This window comes from Solibacillus sp. FSL R5-0691 (assembly GCF_037974225.1).
GTDB lineage: Bacteria > Bacillota > Bacilli > Bacillales_A > Planococcaceae > Solibacillus.
The window spans coordinates 2,101,125-2,122,386 of record NZ_CP150231.1 but is presented as its reverse complement, the minus strand read 5'-3'; the positions used below and the strand labels follow the sequence as shown (position 1 = coordinate 2,122,386).

The window sequence follows — 21,262 nt, the reverse complement described above, 5'->3', positions numbered from 1 at the left end:
GAAAAAAAGATTTATTGTAATCTTTTTAAATGAAATCATTTAACCCTACATATAGAATAAAAATATCCAATAAAACACAATATATTGTATATAAAAGTGTTTAGTGGAGAAAAATGTAGGGAATGGAATTTACAAAATCGTTCAAAGGGGGGCTTACGCGGTGGCAAGTGTTTTAGAACAATCCATCCAAGTCAATCAGTTAAATCAAGATATTGAGCAATTTCCTCAAGTGCACCCGATCACACCGGATATGCATATTACGCATAAAGGTGTATCTCGTCTTGTAATGATTGACCGTTATTCTTTTAAAGATACGGAAAAGAAAACATTAAAAACAGGGGATTTTGTTGTTTTGACAGTAAAACAAGATCCGAAGTTCCCGGCGCGTGGACTTGGCATTATTCATTCCATTAATCAGGAAAAGAAAACCGCTCTTATTAAAATTGATGAAGATTACCGTCACGTATTAGAAGGCGATGAACAAGAAACAGGCATTATCGAACGGTCTTTGGATATTATTGAAAAGCCGCTCGAGATTTTTTATGAGCAAATTGCGAAACGCAATGCGACAGGCTTAGCCTCAGTTGAAAAAACAGAAGAAAAGCGCAAGGAATGGTTTGGGAAGTTTTACGAAGAACTTGTATCGATGAACTTTATTCCTGCAGGCCGTGTAATTTATGGGGCAGGTTCTGAAACAGAAGTAACCTTCTTCAACTGTTATGTAATGCCATTTGTAGCCGATTCCCGTGAAGGCATCAGTGATCACCGCAAGCAAGTAATGGAAATTATGAGCCGTGGTGGTGGTGTTGGTACGAACGGTTCGACACTTCGCCCCCGCAACACATTGGCGCGCGGTGTAAACGGTAAATCAAGTGGATCGGTAAGCTGGCTTGATGATATTGCCAAGCTGACACATCTTGTTGAGCAAGGTGGAAGTCGCAGAGGCGCTCAAATGATTATGCTGGCAGACTGGCATCCGGATATTGTGGAATTTATCATTTCAAAAATGCAAAATCCGCGTATTCTGCGCTATTTGATCGAAAATACAGCAGATGAATCAATTATCCGCCTGGCAAAAGAAAAATTAAAATTCAAGCCCTTAACACAGCAGGAAGATGCGATGTATCAAGGCATTGTGAACTATAAAAATATTGAAGGTTTTGGCGGTTTTAACGAAGCGATTATTCGTGACGCTGAAACGAAACTTCGTGATGGCGGAACATATTCAGTCCATAATCCGGATTTCCTGACAGGTGCCAACATTTCGGTTACTTTAACGAAAGAGTTTATGGATGCTGTAGAAAACGATCTGGACTTCGAATTACGTTTCCCGGACGTAGAAAACTATACTCCGGCTCAAATGCTGGATTACAACGAAAAATGGCATGAAGTTGGCGATGTTCGCGAATGGGAGAAACTTGGTTATCCGGTTCGTACGTATCGTACAATCAAAGCAAAAGAACTGTGGAATCTAATTAATGTCTGCGCAACCTATGCAGCAGAACCTGGTATTTTCTTCATTGATAACGCAAACGACATGACAAACGCAAAAGCGTACGGTCAGAAAGTCGTTGCGACAAATCCGTGTGGAGAACAACCATTAGCACCATATTCAGTTTGTAACTTGGCTGCTGTTAACTTGGCGAAGTTTGCAAACAAAGAAACAAAAACAGTTGATTTTGACGCGTTACGCAAAACGGTAAAAGTTGGCGTACGTATGCAGGATAATGTAATTGATGCAACACCGTACTTCCTGGAAGATAACAAAAAGCAGGCACTAGGTGAGCGCCGAGTTGGTCTTGGTGTAATGGGTCTTGCCGACTTGTTGATCTACTGTGAAAAAGAGTACGGCTCTGAAGAAGGCAATGCACTTGTTGATGAAATCTTCAAGACAATTGCGGTTGCAGCGTATGAAGAGTCAGTTGAGCTGGCAACAGAGCGCGGCAGCTTCCCATTCCTTGAAGGGCAGACAGAAGCTGAAACAGCACGTTTGCGTGAAGCCTTCATCAACACAGGTTTCATGAAAAAAATGCCACAGCACATTCGCGAAAATATTGTGGCAAACGGTATTCGTAACTCGCATTTATTGACGGTTGCACCTACGGGTAAACAAGTTGCCCCGTACATTTGTAAAAATGTAGCGTAAACTTGGCTGTATGCGGGAAACCCTGGCGTATCTTTTACTACCTAGCTTTGCCAGCATTAAAAAGGTAAAAATGTAAAAGTGTTGATAAGAAATTATCTACCAGACAATCCGCAGGGAAGTCGTGGCTGACCCCTCAACGACTACACGCCGAGCACCATTATTTTACGAACTCCTGTTCCTGTTTTATAATTGATAAAACAGGTGAAGGGTGATTCGATGAAAAAGAATTGTCTTAATTGTGGAAAAGAAATTAATGTAAAACCAAGTCAATTTGAACGGAAAAAATATTGTTCTAGAATCTGTAAAACAGAATATCAAAAAAACAATCCCCCTCAATTTTGGAGTGAAATGTCAAAAAAAGAATTGATTTCATGTACTTATTGTAAACAACAAATATTGAGGAAACCTTCTAACATTAATAAAACAAATTTTTGCAATATAAATTGCAAAAAACTATATCAAATACAAAATGGTCATTTATTTAATCAGCATTTAAGAAAAGATGTTGAAGTTAAATGTCTAACCTGTCATCAATTGTTTATTGTACCTAAAAATCGTGAGCATACAGCAAAGTTTTGTTCTAAAGGATGTTTGGGAAAAGCTAATGGTAACAGAGGAAAGGAACAATATCGTAAGCGGATTGTTGTTTCTTGCAGTAATTGTCATACTGAGTTTGAAAAAACTCCCTCTTCTATTAGAAAATTAAACTTTTGTACTGGAACATGTATGTCCAACTATTATGTCGAGAAAGAACTGTTTTCTGGTGCTAACAGTGGTACATGGGCAGGTGGTAGGGTATCATATTATGGGCCTAATTGGTATAGCCAACGGAGGAAGGTTAGAGCAAGAGATGAGTATACTTGCCAGGATTGCGGAATTACAGAAGCAGAATATGGACAGGAGCTTTCCGTACATCACATTATTCCTTTTAAACAATTTAACGGGGACTGGAAGAAAGCGAATCAGCTTTCAAATTTAATTTCTTTATGTGAATTCCCGTGTCATCGTAAGAGACATTCTAAAATGGTTGATGATATAGTCTGACCCATATGGCGACATATGGAGCGGGTAATAATAATCCCGCCCTCTAAAATTAGAGAGTAACAAAAGTGAGTACAGGTACAATGGTCGGAGTTGCAACAGGGCTTGAACCTTACTTTAGCTTCACTTACTACCGTTCAGGTCGTCTAGGGAAGTTTATTGAAGTGAAAGCTGAAATTGTAAAAGAGTATTTAGATGCAAACCCGGATGTGGATGAAAATAATTTGCCGGACTGGTTCAAATCATCAATGGAGCTTTCTGCGGAAGCACATGCAGATGTTCAATGCATTATTCAAAACTGGATTGATTCATCGATTTCGAAAACAGTAAATGCACCAAAAGGCTATGGCGTAGAGCAAGTACAAAAAGTGTATGAGCGTCTATACCGCGGCGGTGCTAAAGGCGGTACGGTGTATGTCGACGGATCTCGTGATACACAAGTACTGACTTTAAAAGCTGAAGAAGCCAATTCAGATGAACAATTAGAGTTTGAAGAATTAAAACAATCGGAAGACCAAGTGAAACGTCAAGTAGTGTTAGTGGATACAATCAAACCTTTAACAGATACAGACGTGACAATTGGTTCGGAAGTAGGCAATACATGCCCGGTTTGCCGTCAAGGTACGGTAGAGGAAATGGGCGGCTGCAACACATGTACAAACTGTGGTGCACAGCTGAAATGCGGTTTATAAACTAAAGAAAACGCAACTCATATAATATGGGTTGCGTTTTTTTGTAATAACTTAATCACTCTAAAAGCGTAATTTGCCGGTAGCAGGACTTACTAAGGGCCAAGCGCGGACATCGATTTTTTTGGAGAAATGCAGGATCGGCCGGTCATTATCCACAATAATCCCTTGCTTGGACAGCATTGTATTTAAGGTGATTTCACCTTCTGCTTGTTGTAAAATCCATGGGTGGTGCAAAATATCACAGCGCACCGGGACACCTGAAGCATTTATTGTGTAGAAACAGTAACGCTCGGACATCCATTCTTCAAAGCTCCCTTTTACCGCAAGAGATGGTTCAGAGACCGGTTTATAACGGGCTGCGAAAACAATGTCTGTTTGATCACGTCTTTTGCTTTCAAACAGCACAGTATCCCCGAAATTTTTAATATCCATCTTGGCGTAATGATACGGTAAATGGAAAAATGTCCGGGCACCTTTTACAGCCGGCCAATTATCCGCATCCAAACTGAAAAAATATACGCCCGGTTTTCCGTCAATTATTACATAGGTACGCACATTGAGTTCCGGAAATTCATCGGTACCGGGAACTGGCGGCAATCCGCGTAGCCTTACACCGGACATGCGAAACGGAACGACCCCGATCCAGCACACACCGTCATAGGAATCTAATTCAAGTCCTTCCGGTACTAACTTCCGTAACACATCATATTGAATCGGGTAATGGGCGAATAAAAGATCTCCCCACCTTTGTTTCATCCCCCAAGGGTAATTTGGCAGCGGCCAGGGACGATGACTGTCATCCCATTTATTTTCTTGTATGTTTAGGAGTTCCACCATCGTTCGTCACTTCCTTCACATCTATCGTATTTTATATAAATCCTTTTGAAAAGAATTAAAACCGTTCGCGGATTTGTTTTTTCCGCATCCATTGGGTAGCAACCCATTTTTCGCCTCGTATAACGGGCTCACCGCTATGAAGGGTAAGTTCATTTAATTTTTGGTCGTTGTAGAAATATTCAAAGTAAACTGCAGAACCTCTCTTAGGTACAGTTACGATACCCAAATTAGGAAACGTTGTTACGCCTCCTTCTTCTACATCATTTAAGTAGACTACTAACGTGCTAATGCGATTATTACTGCTTGAAGGGTGATTTGGACCGAAAAAATCGAAATGCGCCTTAAATTCCTGGCCCGGTTCGTAATGCAAAACTTGCAGACCCTCGGCATGTTCAATCGGAAGATGCATCAACTTGCTAATCCGTATTTCTAGTTCTGAAATAAGCGGATTTTCATTTTCCTCAAAAAACATGCCACTACTTGTACGAATCGGACTAATTTCTTTTTTTGCCAGTTTGGATCTTTCCAAACGTGAAGAAGCACAATCGATTAAATTCTGACATTCCTCATCACTTAAAACATTCGAAAACTTTACAATGAGCGGTTCTTCATGTAGAACCTCTGCAGTTATCATACGATCGTCAATTGAATAAACAGATTGAATAGGTAAAATTGAAACTTCTGTAATCATATGTTATATCCTTCCGCAAATGCTTATAAGTTAGTACAAAAACATTACTCTCACTCTTTTATGTAGGACAAGAATGTATTTCTACTCCAATACATATAATACCATTTAATTGAATTTAATGGTATTTAAGTAATAGAATAATAATAAAATAATTTTTTGGATAATCCCTAAGTGCTAGTATTTGCATAGTAATTAATACGGATAAGGAAAAGTTATCGATTAATATAATTTACCTGTTATTTTATTTATGGATTATTTAAAGTAAGATATTGGAAGAAGAAATTGTAAAGGAGGAAAAGCAAATGATTATTGGATTACACCATGCGCAAATAACCATTCCTAAAGGGACTGAGGAAGCAGGGAAAGAGTTTTATTGCAGCGTATTAGGTTTAAAGGAAATATTAAAACCTTCTGCACTCCAGGGGAGAGGGGGATTTTGGCTGCAAGTAGGGAACCAGGAAGTTCATGTAGGGACAGAAGAAGGCTTTAATCGGTACACAACTAAAGCACATCTGGCCTACAAAGTTGAAGATATCTCCTATTGGCGAAAAGTATTGATAGAAAATAAAATTGAGATTTTGGACTCCGTACCCATTCCAAATTACGAACGGTTTGAATTTAGAGATCCTTTTGGGAATCGAGTAGAGATGATTCAACAGCTCTAACTTATTGCAGTCGATTATCCTCGTCCACAACATTTTTGGATAATAGCTCAATGATTTCTTTGTTCTGTGAACGTATGTCTTTTAAAATTCTTTCAATTGCCAATGCGGTAAAAGTAATAATGACGAGTAAAATAAAGCCCAATAAGCCCATAATAAATCCTCCATTCTCCTATTATTTCACCTATTATACTAATATTAAAAAGAATAGTTAATTATTTCTAAAAACCTCCGCCTAATTAATGATGGCAATTTTAGTGTAAATCACGTATCATTGTAAGGTAGTTTTAAACTATCAGGTATATCCTGCAAATATATTGAATGATAGGTGAAAAAAATGAATTATCAAGTATTATTGTATTATCATTACACAACGATTGAAGATCCAGCTGCTTTTTCAGAAGAGCATTTAGCTGCATGTAAGGAAATTGGATTAAAAGGACGTATTTTAGTTGCCCGTGAAGGGATTAACGGTACGGTATCCGGTACGATTGAACAAACAGAAAGCTATATCGAAATGATGGAAGCACATCCATTATTCAAAGGGATTGTTTTCAAAATCGATCCAGCAGAAGGCCATGCTTTCAAAAAAATGCATGTACGTCCACGTCCAGAGCTTGTAAATTTAGGTTTAGAAGAAGATGTGAACCCGCATGAATTAACAGGCCGCTATTTATCTCCGGAGCAATTCCTGGAAGAAATGCAAGACGAAAATACAGTCGTACTAGATGTACGTAACACATATGAATATGATGTCGGTCACTTCCGCGGCGCAATCCGTCCAGAAGTTAAGAACTTCCGTGATACACCGCAATGGGTACGTGAAAACCGTGAATTATTTGAAGGTAAAAATGTATTAACATATTGCACAGGCGGTATCCGCTGTGAAAAATTCTCAGGTTGGATGAAGCGTGAAGGTTTCGGTGATGTTGGTCAATTACATGGCGGAGTTGCAACATACGGAAAAGATCCGGTTGCTAAAGGTCAGCTGTGGGATGGTCAAATGTACGTATTCGATGAGCGTTTGACAGTGCCAATCAATCAAGTGGAACATGTGATTGTTGGACGTGACCACTTTGATGGAACACCATGTGAACGTTACATTAATTGTGCTAACCCTGAATGCAATGAGCAAATCATTGCATCAGAGGAGAACGAAGCGAAGCATTTAGGTGGCTGTACAATCGAATGTACGAAACATGAACGCAATCGTTATATCGTCCGTCATAACCTAACGGAAGAACAAGTACAACAAGCGATTGAATTACTAGAAGCGGAAGCGGCAGTAAAATAGATTTTAAATGCATCTCTTAATAGAGGTGCATTTTTCTTTTTTGTAAACAAAACAGCCTTTTGTAAAGGCAGTGTAAACAGATTTTTCTAAATATTCATTGCAAACTGTCTCTTTTCTAATTTAATTACATGTTTATTTTAATGTTTGAACATATTATCGACAAATTTGCTTTTCCCTACTAAATTTCTTTTTAATTTCCTCATTAAAAATCCCCCTTACTTGTTAAAGAATCTCATAAATATTTACAATTTCAGCCTATTATTTTAAATTTTCAGATTTAACTGAACAATTTTACATAACAAAAAAACCATTTCTTCATAATTTACATAAGGTTTACAAGTTTAATACATGCCATTAATTTTGTGAATGTATTGTTAAAGCAGGTAGAAAACATTCATGTTGATGGAGGAGTGAAGTATGTTGAAAAAAACATGTTACTTCATTGGGTTAACAATTCTAATGGTAGTATTAGCAGCCTGCAGTAATGAAGATTCAGCAGAGTCATCATCGGGCGGCGGAGACTTAGTAACGATTTCAGGTTCTACATCTGTCGGGCCTTTAGCAGAGAAGCTAGCAGCAAAATATGAAGAAACAGAAGACGTAAAAATTGAAATAAACCAAATCGGTTCATCAGCAGGAATTACAAATGCAATTAATGATGTCTCGCAAATCGGGATGTCATCACGTGATCTGAAGCAGGAGGAAATCGATTCCGGAATCCAGGAGTTGGTCATTGCTTATGACGGGATTGTAGTTGTTGCACATCCATCAAACTCAGTCAAAGATTTAACGATGGATCAAGTGAAACAAATCTTCACAGGTGAAATCACAAACTGGAAAGATATTGGCGGTAAGGATATGGAAATCGTCGTTGTTTCACGCGAAGACGGATCGGGTTCACGTGATGCATTCCAGGAAATCGTCGGCTACGAATCAGGACAACTGATACGTAATGCCATCGTAGCAAGCGGAAATGGAAATATTAAAACAACGGTCGCAATGAACAAGCATGCGATTGGATTCATCTCATTCGAATATATCGATGAAACGGTATCAGCGATGGACATTAATGGCGTAAAAGCAGAAGCGGGCAATGTATTGGAAGGTAAATATAAATTATCTCGTCCATTCCTGTTTGTTTATAAAGAGAATGTACCGGAAGCAGCCACAAAGTTTATGGAATACATTTTAACTGCAGATGGACAAAAGATTGTGGAAGAAGCCGGAGCGATTCCATTAACGAAATAATCAGTGCTGGAGGACAAATTTGTGAACATACAAAACAGAAATGAAGTAGAACAGCAAATAAGCAAAGGCAATAAGCGTAAATACTTTTTGGAAAGCTTATCATCGAAAATATTTTTAGCATGTGCGCTTCTATCAGTAGTGAGCTTGCTGCTAATTGTAGGATTCGTATTTTATAAAGGTGCCAACCCTTTCGTAACAGGCGGCTATAGCTTCTTCGACTTCCTTTTTGGCAGTGATTGGGTCCCATCGGAAGATAAATTCGGTATTTTCCCGATGATTGTTGCATCCATTTACGCAACGATCGGAGCACTTGTCATCGGGGTACCAATCGGATTATTAACGGCGATCTTTTTGGCGGAAATTGCCCCGAAATCAGTAGCTAAAATCGTATCACCGGCAATTCAGCTATTGGCCGGTATTCCGTCAGTATTGTACGGGGTATTCGGGTTAGCGATTATCGTTCCTTTTTTACAGGACAATCTCGGATTAGCACGTGGACAAAGTTTAATCGCCGTCATTTTAGTACTGGCGATCATGATGTTACCGACAATTGTAACAGTTGCCGAAACAGCGATTCGTGCAGTGCCGAAAACATATCGTGAAGGTTCACTTGCTCTAGGCGTTTCACAAATCGGGACAATCTTTAAAGTTGTAGTACCGGCCGCAAAGTCAGGTATTATGGCAGCGATCGTTCTTGGATTGGGCCGCGCATTAGGTGAAACGATGGCCGTCATTTTAGTTGCAGGTAACTCACTCATCATCCCGACTAGCCTGACAGACAGTGTGCGTCCATTGACGACAAATATTGCACTTGAAATGGGCTATGCAGCAGGAACACATCAGGAAATGCTGTTTGCAACAGGGATTGTATTATTCTCGTTCATCTTGATTTTAAACTTTGTACTAGCACGTATTACAGCGAAGGGGGCTCAGTAACATGCGACAATTTAAAGATAATATGTTTCGCGGCTTACTATGGGGTTCCGCATTCGTTTCAGTAGCCGTATTGGTTGTCATCGTTGGCTATATTTTCTATAAAGGTTTTTCATATATCAGTTTTGATTTCATATTCGGTGATTATTCGCCAACAGGTGGCGGCGGGATTTTCCCGATGATTGTCACTACAATTTTAACGATTGTTATTTCTCTATTAATCGCAACACCAATCGGAATTCTGGCAGCTGTTTATTTACACGAGTATGCAAAGCAGGGACGTCTTGTACGCGTCATTCGTTATGCGACAGAAAGTTTAACAGGGATTCCGTCGATTATTTATGGTCTATTCGGTGCTGTATTCTTCGTAGCGATATTAAAGCTGGGGATGTCGATTATCGCAGCATCCTTAACATTAACGATTATCGTATTACCGGTCATCATCCGTACGACAGAAGAAGCATTGAAAACAGTGCCGGCAACATATCGTGAAGGGTCGCTGGCATTAGGAACGACAAAATTACAGACATTAATTAAAGTGATTTTGCCAAGTGCCATGCCGGGAATTTTATCGGGGATCATTTTATCGATCGGCCGTATTGTCGGTGAATCGGCGGCAATCTTCCTGACTGCAGGGACAGTTGCAGCAATGCCATCAAGTATTTTCTCTTCTGCCCGTACTTTGACGGTTCACTCGTATTTAGTAACACAGGAAGCCGGAGATATCGGACTTGCAGCAGCTATTGGAATTGTGTTGATCGTCATTATTTTAGTACTGAATCTAACGGCAACATATATCTCGAAAAAATTAAACAAAGCGGACTATTAAAAGGAGCGAAACCTATATGACTATGACTATTTCTGAAGCATCAATTTTCAAATCTACGACGACTTCTACTGGCGCTTTACCAACAAAAATTAAAGTAAATGATTTAAACCTGTATTATGGTGAAAAACAAGCGTTGTTCAATGTCAATCTGGATATTAAAGAAAAAGAAGTAACGGCATTAATCGGTCCTTCAGGCTGCGGTAAATCAACATTTTTACGTACATTAAACCGTATGAACGATCTTATTGACGGAGTACGTGTAATTGGGAATATTCATATCGATGGTGAAAATGTATATGAATCAAGTGACGTTATAAAGTTGCGTACTAGAGTCGGAATGGTTTTTCAAAAGTCGAACCTGTTCCCAATGAGCATCTATGATAATGTAGCCTATGGTCCGCGCATGCAGGGAATTAAAAATAAGAAAATCCTGAATGAAATTGTGGAAGAGTCTTTACGCGGTGCAGCGATCTGGGATGAAGTAAAAGATCGTCTAAAATCATCAGCATTAGGTCTTTCTGGTGGTCAGCAGCAACGTATTTGTATCGCACGAGCAATCGCCATGAAGCCGGATGTTATTTTAATGGATGAGCCGACTTCGGCACTTGACCCGATTTCTACATTGAAAGTAGAAGAACTGATTACACAAATGAAAAAAGATTACACAATTGTGATTGTAACGCACAACATGCAACAAGCAGCACGTATTAGCGATAAGACGGCATTCTTCTTAAACGGGGAAGTCATCGAATATGACGATACAAATGTCATTTTTTCAACGCCTAAAGATGAGCGTACAGAAGATTACGTAACAGGACGATTCGGATAAAAGGGGGATTTGGGAATGATTCGCGAAAATTTTGAAAAGAACATGCTTGAACTGCAAGACAAAATGGGTGAAATGGTCGACATGACAGTTACTGCAATGGAAAAGGCATTCAAAGCCCTTCAGGAGCAGGATATGGTGTTGGCGCTGGATGTCATTGAAGAGGATAACTACATTGATGATCTTGAAAATGAAATCAATCAAATGGCAATCTGGCTGATGGCGAAAGAGCAGCCGGTAGCCCGTGACATGCGCCGTATTATCAGTGTTATTAAAATGTCGTCTGATATAGAGCGAATTGCCGACTTTGCGGTTAATACAGCAAAAGCTACGATTCGCATTAGCAAAGCCGATACAATTTTAGAAAGAACATCATTAGTTGCAATGAAAAATGTCGCGATGGATATGCTGAAAAAATCAATGAAGGCATTTATCGATGCAGATATCGCATTAGCTAAAGAAGTAGGGGAACTTGATGATATTGTGGATCGCAATAATCATGAAAACTATACACTTTTAACGGAGTATTTAAAAGAAAGCCCGCAAGAGATCGAGCAAACATTGCAATTGTTATTCATTAACCGCTTTGTTGAACGAGCAGCGGATCATATTACCAATATGGCGGAATCAACAGCTTACTTTATTAAAGGACAGCTATTTGATCTAAACTAAGATTTCCATCGGGTTTTCACATGGCTTGCTGAAAGAAGTTAATGCCTCTGGCGCATGTCACAGATCGCAAAACGGATCTGGACACAGTTATACCGAGGCGTAATTGATGAGAGAAGCGGGGAATCATTCATGACGAAAAAGATATTAGTCGTTGAAGATGACAAAAATTTAGTGAATTTACTGCAAATTTATTTAGTAAAGGACAGCTACGAAGTCCACAGTGTCCGGACAGGTAAAGAGGCATTGGCTGCAATCCCTATATTCGAACCGGATGCGATGCTGCTTGATTGGATGCTTCCGGATATGGAAGGAATCGAGATTTGCCGTCAAGTCCGCTTCAAGTATGATTTTCCGATTATTATGATCAGTGCGCGTACGGATGAGTTGGATATTGTTTTGGCGCTTGAAATGGGGGCGACGGAGTATATCCGTAAACCGTTTGGCTTCCGGGAAATGCTGACACGCCTACGGATTCATTTAAAACGCTACGAAAAAGAACAACAGCAGCAAGCGCGTGTTTCCCAAATGCTGATCGGTCCGTTTCGTGTTGATTTAATCATGTTCAAAGTATATAAAGACGAAGTAGAAATTCCTTTGACAAAGCGCGAGTTTAAATTGCTGCTTCATTTGCTGGAACAGCCGGGCACTATTAAATCCCGTGAAGAAATTATTGATATACTGGACTTTACAAAAGGGGATCGCCGTACAGTCGATGTACATATACGCAGGCTCCGTGAAAAGATAGAAGAAGAACCAAGTGCACCGAAGTGGATTAAAACTAAAAGTGGGTTAGGCTATTATTTTAATCTTTCATCACAGGAAGTGACGTACAGTTCATAAATGAAAAAACATTTTGGAGCGATTGAAAGTTTCAGAATGTTTTTTTATGCTGTAATTTACACATTTCTTTTACAAATGCAGCGGCATCGGATTATACTTAGAAAAGTAGATTGATGAGGAGGTCTGAATATGTCTGAACAAAATGAAAAAAAGAAATTAAGCCTGCAGGAATTAGTGAAGCAACAGCTGGAAGCGAAGAAAAACAATGCAGCCGGCAACAAAGGGAATTTAAAAGGTGATACATCAACGAAAAAGATGAAAAGCCAACAAACAAAGAAAACGAGCAATACCCGTCGTAAAATGGGTGTGTAATGATGAGAACCTGGGCAAAGAAAAAATTTGTCCGGGTTTTTTTTTTGTCAAAGTGATTCCAAATAATCGCTCGATCGTCTTTAAGGTAGAAGGGGGGCTGTAAGGTTGAGACGCGAAGTTTTTGATATGCATTACGACGCTGTTTATAAATATATACGCTATTTAACGAATGATACAGAATCAACACATGATTTACTGCAAGAAACTTTTTACCGTTTTTATCAAAAAAATTATACCGAACATGAACGGACTTATTTATTAAAAATTGCCAGAAACCTTGTATATGACCATTTTCGAAGAAAAAAGATTATTGGTTTTTTTCAGTTGAAAACCGAGCCGGTAGCAGTGGCAGATTTGCCGGAAGTAGTTGTCGAGCGAAATGCGGAAAATGAAAAACTGTATGACGCCCTCCAGCAAATTAAATGGAATTACCGTGAAGTAATCGTGCTGCGCTACATAGAAGAGTATTCGGTAAAAGAGACGGCAATGATCTTAAACTGCAGTGAAGTGAAAGTGAAAAATAATACAGCACGCGGTTTAAAAGCATTACGGGAACTGTTAGGAGGGGAAGAGGATGTTTGAAGAAGAAAAATTAAGTCAGCTCAAAAAGATTCAAGTCGATTCGGAGAAAAAAGAGGAGGACTTCAATAAAATTCAGCAGCGCCTCAATTCAAAACCTTTTCATTGGCAAATCCCGGCCGTAATGATTGCCATTGCATGCATCACGCTATTTTTAGTCGGTACATTTCCGCAAAATCAGCAAACGACTTCTGAGAATTTGGATAGCAGTGCATTGCAAGCCGTTTATTATATGGATTGGGAAGGGGATCCCAAATCCACACTGCAGGCAGGTGTTAAAAAAGTAAAAAGTGAAGAAACCTTAATAGCGGTGGAAACTTTATTGGAACAGCTGCAGAAAACCGACATTATTATAGAAAAACCCTCTATTGATAAAAGCTATCGATTGGAGTTTGAAGATAGCACGGTCATGCGCCTCCAAGAATACCATGGAAGCGAAGCAACGTATTACCGGGAGATAGGGACAGGTCAGAGATATCTATTAGAGGATCAAACTTTGCGTGGAATGATCGAATTACATGAACCGGCTGACGGTAAAATTTCTTCCATCATTAATGTAGTAGTTTTTATTCTATTGATTTTGGCAATGAATCGGGTGAGCAAAAAGCTGAGGGACCCTGAAGATCCGAAACGCCATCTACCGACACATTCTACATATTGGCAAAGTGTAGTGGAGATTTTTACTTTTTTAATTCTTGTTTTGTTTGTTTCGGTTCCTCAACTCCATTTGTTTCAGTTGATCGCATTTTTATTGTTGTCAGCACTGATAAATATTCTTTTAGAAGCAAAATACGGAAAGAATAAGTGGCGAATGGTGCAATTTATAATAAGTAAATTATTTTTCTTAATAATAATGTACGGATTATTATGGGGATGATTTCTATAGCTTACCTTATTACGAAAGGTAAGCTTTTTTTATATACAGAATACTTTGACAACCGCTGCTATCCCCCGTACGATATTAATAAGTTACTAGAAGGGGTGGAAGCATGACGACGTTGGAAAGAGCAAAACAACTCGATGAATTGGATGGTCTGCAGAAGTATGCAGATGAATTTTATAAAAAAGAGGGACAAATATACTTGGACGGCAATTCGCTCGGTTTGCTGTCTAAGCGTGCAGAACAGTCGGTGCATACACTGCTTAACTCGTGGAAAGATTACGGGATCGATGGTTGGACAAATGGGGAGCATCCTTGGTTTTATTTCTCGGAGAAGCTATCTGCGATGTGCGCTCCTTTAATAGGTGCCAATATTGAAGAAGTAATGCTGACGGGTTCGACAACAACAAACTTGCACCAGCTGTTGGCTACGTTTTTCAAACCGACTGCGGAACGCTATAAAATTTTAGCAGACGAACTGAATTTCCCGTCAGACTTATATGCAATTGCCAGTCAAATTGCTTTGCACAATTTGCCGGAAAGCAGTATGCAGCTCGTAAAAAGTGAAGACGGGCAAACAATTACGACAGAAGCCATCATCGAAGCGATGACCGAGGATGTGGCGGTTGCGGTTCTGCCGGCTGTCTTATACCGCAGTGGCCAAGTATTGGATCTGCAGGCAATTACGGAAGCAGCACATGAACGTGGCATATTGGTCGGATTTGATCTATGCCATTCAATCGGTTCTGTTCCGCATCATCTTCATGAAATCGGCGCGGATTTTGCTTTTTGGTGCAATTATAAGCATTTGAACGGTGGTCCGGGTTCCGTTGCAGGATTGTTCGTTCATGAAAAGCACTTTGGTACAGCACCTGGTTTGGCCGGCTGGTTTGGCTCAGCTAAGGAAAAACAGTTTGATTTAGATGTAACAATAACTGCTGCACCGCATGCAGGAGCTTACCAGATCGGTACACCCCATATATTGAACCTGGCACCGATTGAAGGCGCACTGTCGCTGTTTGAAGAGGCAGGCATCGAAGCGGTTCGTGAAAAGTCTCTTGCCTTAACACAATTTATGATGGATTGTATTGAACAGGAGATGCCAAATACGTTTACATTCGGTAATCCGATTGATGACACACGTGGCGGTCATCTGTTTTTAGTACATGACGAGGCGGCAAGAATTTGTAAAACATTAAAAGAATATGGGGTTGTGCCTGATTTCCGTGCCCCGAACGGTATCCGCCTGGCACCGGTTGCGCTATACAATTCCTTTGAGGAAGTATGGCAGTCAGTGCAGATTTTAAAAGACATTGTCACAAACAAAACTTATGAGAAATACGAAAATAAACGCGACATCATTGCATAAGGGGTGGTTTAGTGGATAAACGATCAATTTCAGATTTGCAGCACAAGCTTAAGGATGAAAAGGGAATTCATACGGATTTCCGTGAAGATATGACGTACAGCGATTATTTGAGCCTGGATCCCCTTTTAAACAGCCAAAACCGTCTTTCCGACCATCATGATGAGATGCTGTTTATTATTATTCACCAAGTGAGTGAACTTTGGATGAAGCTCATCATTCATGAGATGCGCGGTGCAATACAGGCAATTGAAAAAGGGGAAATGCAGCCTGCATTTAAAATGCTTGCCCGTGTATCGAAAATCCAAATGCAGATCATTCAGGCATGGGACGTGTTGGCAACGATGACACCGGCGGAATATTTGCAGTTTCGCGATGAACTGGGGAAAGCTTCGGGATTCCAAAGCTATCAGTATCGCCTGATCGAGTTTGCACTTGGCTATAAAACGCCTTATATCCTAAAAATCTATGAAAAAGAACCGGACACTTTAGCGGTACTGAAAGAGGCATATGATGCGCCAAGTATTTATGATGTGGCAATTCAGGCATTGGCAAAAGCAGGATTGCCAATAACTGAAGCTTTGCTAAACCGTGATTTTTCGGTAGTATATAGTGGTGACGATTCTGTTGCCGCCGCTTGGAAAACCGTCTATGAAAATATCGATACGTACTGGGATTTATACCAGCTTGGTGAAAAGCTTGTCGATATTGAAGATTCCTTGCAGCAGTGGCGTTTCCGTCATATGAAAACGGTCGAGCGCATTATTGGCTTTAAAGTGGGCACAGGTGGCTCATCAGGGGTCAATTATTTGCGAAAAGTGCTCGATCACCGCTTTTTCCCGGAACTTTGGGATTTGCGGACAGTATTATCTTGATTCAGCATTCCAGCTGAATCAAAATAATACCTCTGGTAGATGTCACAGATTTTTTAAGGAAACTTTTTGAGTAAACTCAAAAAAATCTGGACACAATTCCGCAGGGCGGAATTGATAGCTTAGGTTAGACAGATGAGTGGAGTGAGACAGATGGAGAAGAGTAAAGGACAGTGGTCAAGTAAGTTAGGATTTGTATTAGCGTCAGCAGGCGCAGCGATTGGACTTGGGGCAATATGGAAAATGCCTTATGTAGCCGGTCAAAGTGGAGGCGGCGCATTCTTCCTGATTTTTGTGCTGCTGACATTAATTATCGGGCTGCCAATGCTTTTATCGGAATATATTATCGGACGTGCCACACAGAAAGAGGCGGTTACTGCCTATAAAGTATTGGCGCCGAATACGAAGGTATGGGCTTGGATCGGCAAGCTCGGCATTATTGGCTGTTTCTTATTATTATCGTTTTACAGTGTAGTCGGCGGCTGGATTTTTGTTTACAGCGGGGTTTCGGTTGTGGGCGAAGTTATTGCGCCAACTGTGGATCCAGGAGCATTTTTCGGACAAGTAACAGGCACACCTTGGATTGCTTTACTCGGTTTAGGTTTGTTTACATTGGCGAATGTTGTGATCATTGCGCTTGGTGTTCAAAACGGGATTGAAAAAGCAAATAAATTCATGATGCCGTTACTGTTTATCATGTTCTTTATTTTAGTAGTAAGAGCCGTAACATTGGACGGAGCAATGGAAGGAATCAAGTTCTTCCTATATCCGGATTTTTCGAACATTACCGGTGAATCAATTTTATATGCGTTAGGGCAATCATTTTTTGCACTGGCTGTTGGATTCTCATGTTTAGTTACATATAGTTCTTATTTAAAGAAAGATGTGAGCTTACCGAATTCAGCGGGTTCTGTTGTAGGATTGAGCATTTTCGTATCGTTCTTGGCGGGACTGGCGATCTTCCCGGTTGTCTTTGCCTTTGATATGGAAGTGGCGAGCGGACCACCATTATTGTTCATGGTATTGCCTGCAGCGTTTTCACAAATGCCGTTTGGTGAACTGTTTTTAGCGCTGTTTTTAATTCTGTTTTTATTTGCAACATTAACTTCTTCGTTTAGTATGTATGAAATTATCGTTGCTGCCATTATAGAAAAATGGAAAATCAGCCGCGCAAAAATTACAGTCATCATTGGTATCTTTGTATTTATCGCATCGATTCCTTCGACATTAACGTACAGTACATTAGGTGATGTTTCGATTTTTGGACGCAATATTTTTGATTTCACCGACTTTGTAGTGTCAAATATTATTTTACCAGTCGGCAACTTGCTTATCGCGGTTTTCATCATGCATATTATGGATAAAAACCTCGTGAAAAGCGAACTGTTGCAAGGAAGTAAACTAGGTGAAGGCTTTTACAAAACATATCGCTTTTTAATGACCTTTGTTGTACCGACAGTCATTGTCGTAGTCTTAGCATATTTAGTCATTCAATATTAGGGGTGAAGCCATGTGGATTGATATTACACAAACGATGAAAAACGGTATGCCGAACTGGCCGGGAGATACACCGTTTTCCTTTGAAGTCGGGATTTCGAAACAACAGACGGGCTCGGTCAATATCGGGCGGATAACCACTTCACTGCATACCGGTACTCATGCAGATGCACCGTTTCACTTTAACAGTGAAGCTGAGACAATCGAGCAATTGGATGTAAATTTGTATATCGGTGACTGTGTAATCGTAGATTGTGTTGGGCATGAAGTCATTTCGGCTCAATTGCTGTCATCGATTGATTTTCACAGTGTAAAGAGGATACTGCTTAAAACAGTTGAGCAGCTGGGTGAAGTGTTTCCGGAAACGATTCCAGTCATTCATCCGGATGTCGCACCGTTTTTAAAGGAGCGCGGTGTAATATTGCTTGGCATTGACAATCCTTCCGTTGATCCTTTGGACAGCAAGGAAGTATTGGCACATCACAAGTTATACGAACATGGTATTCATATACTGGAAGGGCTTGATTTAAGGCATGTTCAGCAAGGTCTTTATGAACTGATCGCACTGCCATTAAAAATAGCAGGTGCTGACGGTGCACCTGTTCGTGCGGTCGTTCGTAAAATAGTTGAATAAAATATCATGAAAAGAAGCTTACGATTTAACATCGTGAGCTTCTTTTATTTGAAAATTTTTCCTTCAATCCAAAAGTCCATTGTATTGTATAAAAAAGGGTTGTAATATATACCTATAAACTATAATGGAAATAATCAATTGTTCCTAGGAGGAAGGCATCTTGAAGAAACGCAACGGAAAAATTAATTGGATTCATCAATTAAATCTAATTATTACAATCGTATTGGCAATTTTAATTGTTTCACCACTTGTTATTGCAAATGGTTTTAGTAACTCCATCTCGTACATAATTGCAGGAGGCATTGTCATTTTGTTATCGACAGCCAATTATTTCCTGAATATATCCAACTTTGCCAAAGGGTTAATTTTTGTACTCATTCCGGCATTTGTCGTCTTCTTATTATTTTACCTTGATGGCTATTCTATCAATAAACATTACATGCTGCTTGTAACTTTTATTATGTGTGCCATGTATTTTAATGAACGGATGATTAAAATATTTTTACTGATCGCCAGTATTTCTTATATATTCTTATACATTGCAGTGCCGGAAAATTTATTAGGGGTAAATGCGAATCTCCCTGTATTTATTACAATTTTTGTCAGTATGACAGGCTGTAACTTTCTGCTATACCGTTTGACGCAATGGGGTAACAAACTAATAAAGGATGCCCAGGAAAAAGAGCGTAAAGCAAAGGAACTGCTGGAAAATTTATCATCGATTTTAAATAAGGTTGAAGAAGGTTCAAACCAGCTTGCGTCCAGCATTACACATGTCAATGAGAATGTCGGTACATTGAATCTTGCGAGCGAGACGATATTACAGTCATCAAATCAGATGGCAGCAGCCATTCATAATGAATCGGAAATGATTCAGCAGATTAATGAACAGATGATTTTATCACATGACAATATGGTAAAAACGAAAGAGTTCTCTGAATCGACTGTAAATGACTCGGATGAAGTGCAGGAAGCGATTGAACAGAGCTGGAACCAGGTACATAATGTGACAGCTGATATGGAAACGTTAAGCGACTCGATTGATTTAACAACAACGACAATCGACAATATGCAAGAAAGCCTTGCCAATGTAAATAATCTGTTAAATGGGATTAAAGCAATTGCCGACCAAACAAATTTGCTGTCTTTAAATGCTTCAATTGAAGCGGCTAGAGCAGGAGAGCACGGGAAAGGGTTTGCTGTTGTAGCAGAAGAAGTAAAAAAACTCGCGGAAGAGAGTGCAAATATCGCGACGAGTATTACCGTTGTTACACAGCAGCTGCTGGAGCGTGCAACAACTGCCCAATTAAAAGCATACGAAGGGAAAGAAGCAGTCCATTCAAGTGTTGGTACATTGAACGAAATTACCGATTCATTTGATAGTATTAAGCAATCATTCAATGGCATCCAAGGAAAGCTTCATCAAAACATGTCGACGATTACGCATACGAATGCACTTGTTGAAGAAGTAATGAATCAAATTGAAAACTTGTCCGCAATTTCCGAAGAGAATGCCGCAATGACGGAAGAAATCGCGAGCTCGATCCATGAAGAACATGTCATGATGAAATCGATTGCAGATGCGAGTAATGAACTTCAGCAACTGCAAAGCGAACTGGCAGAAATTACGAAACGACAATAATCGGAAAAAGTAAAAAGAGGCCGGGACATAAGTAGAATTATTGCTAAATAAAAGGAAAGCCTTTATTAAGAAATATGGATATATTGCAAAATTGATTGGAATGGAGGGCGAGTGTAGCTGACGGCTACGCCTTTCGCTACAAGCGAAGCTTCCTGCGGGAATAGCGTGACGCCTGAGACTACAGGCTCAGGCCACGCCCGCGGAAAGCGTCCCGGAATGGAAATCAATTTTAACGCTCAGCAAAAAAAAGCTATTTTTCTCTCAGAGAAAAATAGCTTTTTTGGGTTATGTCCCAGCCCCTTCTTTAGTTACTCTATTTCTATCGCAATGCTGTCTGTAACATCACCGTTGCTAAAGCGCGCCATACTGGAAATGATATACTTCCCTTTTTCCGTTGGGGCAGTAAAGCGTGTCGATGTGGCAATTTCCTTATAATCGTAATCTTCTATCCATTGCTGAATGGATACACTCGTTACATTCTGACTATATTGAAACTCCAGTACTTCCCCTGGCTGTACTTTTACGAAAGGAGTATTTTGTGTACTGATCATTTCATGCGGTGCAGCCGTATCAACACACTCTGCTTCACCTGCTGAATGCCAGCAATAGCTTCCGCGAACCGTATCAATCGTTATTTCATTCGTAACAGCTGTTACATCAGGAATTTCTGTTACTTCATTTTGTGCCATAAAATAGCGGCCTATTATCACAAGAATAATGATGGCGATAATAAGAAATAATCGGTTTACATTTTTCATCTGGATGCTTC

Annotated in this window: 22 protein-coding genes and 1 pseudogene; 19 read left to right on the top strand and 4 right to left on the bottom strand. The window is 39.8% G+C overall.

From position 1 onward, the window contains the following. Window positions 1-160: 160 nt before the first annotated feature. The 3 genes and pseudogenes from MKY51_RS10670 to MKY51_RS10660 all read left to right on the top strand — a co-directional run. Window positions 161-2,107 (top strand): annotated as a pseudogene (locus tag MKY51_RS10670) (vitamin B12-dependent ribonucleotide reductase); the annotation flags it as partial. 255 nt (window positions 2,108-2,362) lie between these two features. Beyond that, a complete protein-coding gene (locus tag MKY51_RS10665; protein ID WP_339171845.1) occupies window positions 2,363-3,190 on the top strand; it encodes an HNH endonuclease signature motif containing protein in 828 nt (275 codons plus the stop codon). Window positions 3,191-3,255: 65 nt separating this feature from the next. After that, complete coding sequence (locus MKY51_RS10660; RefSeq protein ID WP_339171843.1) at window positions 3,256-3,879, top strand: response regulator SirA; 624 nt, start codon at window positions 3,256-3,258, stop codon at window positions 3,877-3,879. Between the two features lie 60 nt (window positions 3,880-3,939). On the opposite strand, the gene MKY51_RS10655 is transcribed toward MKY51_RS10660, so the two are convergent. Both MKY51_RS10655 and MKY51_RS10650 read right to left on the bottom strand, forming a co-directional pair. Next, complete coding sequence (locus MKY51_RS10655; RefSeq protein ID WP_339171841.1) at window positions 3,940-4,716, bottom strand: DUF2071 domain-containing protein; 777 nt, start codon at window positions 4,714-4,716, stop codon at window positions 3,940-3,942. Window positions 4,717-4,771: 55 nt separating this feature from the next. Further along, on the bottom strand, window positions 4,772-5,407 hold the full coding sequence (locus tag MKY51_RS10650; RefSeq protein ID WP_339171839.1) for a 2OG-Fe(II) oxygenase: 636 nt from the start codon (window positions 5,405-5,407) through the stop codon (window positions 4,772-4,774). Window positions 5,408-5,709: 302 nt separating this feature from the next. On the opposite strand from MKY51_RS10650, the gene MKY51_RS10645 reads away from it, so the two are divergent. After that, window positions 5,710-6,072: a VOC family protein gene (locus MKY51_RS10645; RefSeq protein WP_339171837.1), complete on the top strand. Its 363-nt coding sequence runs from the start codon at window positions 5,710-5,712 to the stop codon at window positions 6,070-6,072. 1 nt (window position 6,073) lies between these two features. Here MKY51_RS10645 and MKY51_RS10640 read toward each other — a convergent pair whose 3' ends face one another. Beyond that, entirely contained in the window at window positions 6,074-6,223 is a 150-nt protein-coding gene (locus MKY51_RS10640) for a hypothetical protein (protein WP_339171835.1), read from the bottom strand. Between the two features lie 183 nt (window positions 6,224-6,406). Here MKY51_RS10640 and MKY51_RS10635 point away from each other — a divergent pair, with 183 nt between their 5' ends. The 15 genes from MKY51_RS10635 (at window position 6,407) to MKY51_RS10565 (ending at window position 20,493) form a co-directional block, all read left to right on the top strand. Beyond that, a complete protein-coding gene (locus MKY51_RS10635; protein ID WP_339171834.1) occupies window positions 6,407-7,363 on the top strand; it encodes a rhodanese-related sulfurtransferase in 957 nt (318 codons plus the stop codon). 417 nt (window positions 7,364-7,780) lie between these two features. Continuing rightward, window positions 7,781-8,611 carry a phosphate ABC transporter substrate-binding protein gene (locus MKY51_RS10630; RefSeq protein ID WP_339171831.1) on the top strand — a complete coding sequence of 277 codons (831 nt, stop codon included), beginning with the start codon at window positions 7,781-7,783 and terminating at the stop codon, window positions 8,609-8,611. Between the two features lie 21 nt (window positions 8,612-8,632). Continuing rightward, window positions 8,633-9,547, top strand: coding sequence for a phosphate ABC transporter permease subunit PstC (gene pstC, locus MKY51_RS10625; protein WP_339171829.1), 915 nt, complete (start codon window positions 8,633-8,635; stop codon window positions 9,545-9,547). A gap of 1 nt (window position 9,548) precedes the next feature. Continuing rightward, window positions 9,549-10,373 (top strand): phosphate ABC transporter permease PstA, encoded by an 825-nt coding sequence (gene pstA, locus MKY51_RS10620; protein WP_339171828.1) that lies wholly within the window; start codon window positions 9,549-9,551, stop codon window positions 10,371-10,373. A gap of 16 nt (window positions 10,374-10,389) precedes the next feature. Continuing rightward, entirely contained in the window at window positions 10,390-11,202 is an 813-nt protein-coding gene (gene pstB / locus MKY51_RS10615; RefSeq protein ID WP_079527680.1) for a phosphate ABC transporter ATP-binding protein PstB, read from the top strand. A 15-nt stretch (window positions 11,203-11,217) separates the two neighbouring features. Next, a complete protein-coding gene (phoU, locus tag MKY51_RS10610; RefSeq protein WP_339171827.1) occupies window positions 11,218-11,871 on the top strand; it encodes a phosphate signaling complex protein PhoU in 654 nt (217 codons plus the stop codon). A 129-nt stretch (window positions 11,872-12,000) separates the two neighbouring features. Then, the gene (locus MKY51_RS10605; protein ID WP_339171825.1) at window positions 12,001-12,711 is read left to right on the top strand and encodes a response regulator transcription factor; all 711 of its coding nucleotides are present in this window, start codon (window positions 12,001-12,003) and stop codon (window positions 12,709-12,711) included. 129 nt (window positions 12,712-12,840) lie between these two features. Next, the gene (locus MKY51_RS10600) at window positions 12,841-13,023 is read left to right on the top strand and encodes a hypothetical protein (RefSeq protein WP_008404313.1); all 183 of its coding nucleotides are present in this window, start codon (window positions 12,841-12,843) and stop codon (window positions 13,021-13,023) included. 105 nt (window positions 13,024-13,128) lie between these two features. Next, window positions 13,129-13,605: a sigma-70 family RNA polymerase sigma factor gene (locus MKY51_RS10595; protein ID WP_339171822.1), complete on the top strand. Its 477-nt coding sequence runs from the start codon at window positions 13,129-13,131 to the stop codon at window positions 13,603-13,605. Beyond that, window positions 13,598-14,479: a signal recognition particle gene (locus MKY51_RS10590; protein ID WP_339171820.1), complete on the top strand. Its 882-nt coding sequence runs from the start codon at window positions 13,598-13,600 to the stop codon at window positions 14,477-14,479. The genes MKY51_RS10595 and MKY51_RS10590 overlap by 8 nt, the downstream gene beginning before the upstream one ends. 112 nt (window positions 14,480-14,591) lie before the next feature. Next, on the top strand, window positions 14,592-15,851 hold the full coding sequence (kynU, locus tag MKY51_RS10585) for a kynureninase (RefSeq protein ID WP_339171817.1): 1,260 nt from the start codon (window positions 14,592-14,594) through the stop codon (window positions 15,849-15,851). Window positions 15,852-15,862: 11 nt separating this feature from the next. After that, window positions 15,863-16,723: a tryptophan 2,3-dioxygenase gene (gene kynA / locus MKY51_RS10580; RefSeq protein WP_339171814.1), complete on the top strand. Its 861-nt coding sequence runs from the start codon at window positions 15,863-15,865 to the stop codon at window positions 16,721-16,723. Window positions 16,724-16,873: 150 nt separating this feature from the next. Beyond that, a complete protein-coding gene (locus MKY51_RS10575) occupies window positions 16,874-18,220 on the top strand; it encodes a sodium-dependent transporter (protein ID WP_339171812.1) in 1,347 nt (448 codons plus the stop codon). 10 nt (window positions 18,221-18,230) lie between these two features. Further along, the gene (gene kynB / locus MKY51_RS10570; RefSeq protein WP_339171808.1) at window positions 18,231-18,851 is read left to right on the top strand and encodes an arylformamidase; all 621 of its coding nucleotides are present in this window, start codon (window positions 18,231-18,233) and stop codon (window positions 18,849-18,851) included. A 160-nt stretch (window positions 18,852-19,011) separates the two neighbouring features. Then, window positions 19,012-20,493, top strand: a complete 1,482-nt coding sequence (locus MKY51_RS10565; RefSeq protein ID WP_339171806.1) for a methyl-accepting chemotaxis protein — start codon at window positions 19,012-19,014, stop codon at window positions 20,491-20,493. Between the two features lie 308 nt (window positions 20,494-20,801). Here MKY51_RS10565 and MKY51_RS10560 read toward each other — a convergent pair whose 3' ends face one another. Further along, window positions 20,802-21,251 carry a cAMP-binding protein gene (locus tag MKY51_RS10560; protein WP_339171804.1) on the bottom strand — a complete coding sequence of 150 codons (450 nt, stop codon included), beginning with the start codon at window positions 21,249-21,251 and terminating at the stop codon, window positions 20,802-20,804. Between the last annotated feature and the right edge of the window lie 11 nt (window positions 21,252-21,262).

Bases quoted from the DNA above. Each gene is read 5' to 3' on its own strand.
- MKY51_RS10665 (WP_339171845.1), top strand. From the start codon at position 2,363: ATGAAAAAGAATTGTCTTAATTGTGGAAAAGAAATTAATGTAAAACCA.
- MKY51_RS10655 (WP_339171841.1), bottom strand. From the start codon at position 4,716: ATGGTGGAACTCCTAAACATACAAGAAAATAAATGGGATGACAGTCAT.
- MKY51_RS10650 (WP_339171839.1), bottom strand. From the start codon at position 5,407: ATGATTACAGAAGTTTCAATTTTACCTATTCAATCTGTTTATTCAATT.
- MKY51_RS10645 (WP_339171837.1), top strand. From the start codon at position 5,710: ATGATTATTGGATTACACCATGCGCAAATAACCATTCCTAAAGGGACT.
- MKY51_RS10640 (WP_339171835.1), bottom strand. From the start codon at position 6,223: ATGGGCTTATTGGGCTTTATTTTACTCGTCATTATTACTTTTACCGCA.
- MKY51_RS10635 (WP_339171834.1), top strand. From the start codon at position 6,407: ATGAATTATCAAGTATTATTGTATTATCATTACACAACGATTGAAGAT.
- MKY51_RS10630 (WP_339171831.1), top strand. From the start codon at position 7,781: ATGTTGAAAAAAACATGTTACTTCATTGGGTTAACAATTCTAATGGTA.
- pstA (WP_339171828.1), top strand. From the start codon at position 9,549: ATGCGACAATTTAAAGATAATATGTTTCGCGGCTTACTATGGGGTTCC.
- pstB (WP_079527680.1), top strand. From the start codon at position 10,390: ATGACTATGACTATTTCTGAAGCATCAATTTTCAAATCTACGACGACT.
- phoU (WP_339171827.1), top strand. From the start codon at position 11,218: ATGATTCGCGAAAATTTTGAAAAGAACATGCTTGAACTGCAAGACAAA.
- MKY51_RS10605 (WP_339171825.1), top strand. From the start codon at position 12,001: ATGACGAAAAAGATATTAGTCGTTGAAGATGACAAAAATTTAGTGAAT.
- MKY51_RS10600 (WP_008404313.1), top strand. From the start codon at position 12,841: ATGTCTGAACAAAATGAAAAAAAGAAATTAAGCCTGCAGGAATTAGTG.
- MKY51_RS10590 (WP_339171820.1), top strand. From the start codon at position 13,598: ATGTTTGAAGAAGAAAAATTAAGTCAGCTCAAAAAGATTCAAGTCGAT.
- kynU (WP_339171817.1), top strand. From the start codon at position 14,592: ATGACGACGTTGGAAAGAGCAAAACAACTCGATGAATTGGATGGTCTG.
- MKY51_RS10575 (WP_339171812.1), top strand. From the start codon at position 16,874: ATGGAGAAGAGTAAAGGACAGTGGTCAAGTAAGTTAGGATTTGTATTA.
- kynB (WP_339171808.1), top strand. From the start codon at position 18,231: ATGTGGATTGATATTACACAAACGATGAAAAACGGTATGCCGAACTGG.
- MKY51_RS10560 (WP_339171804.1), bottom strand. From the start codon at position 21,251: ATGAAAAATGTAAACCGATTATTTCTTATTATCGCCATCATTATTCTT.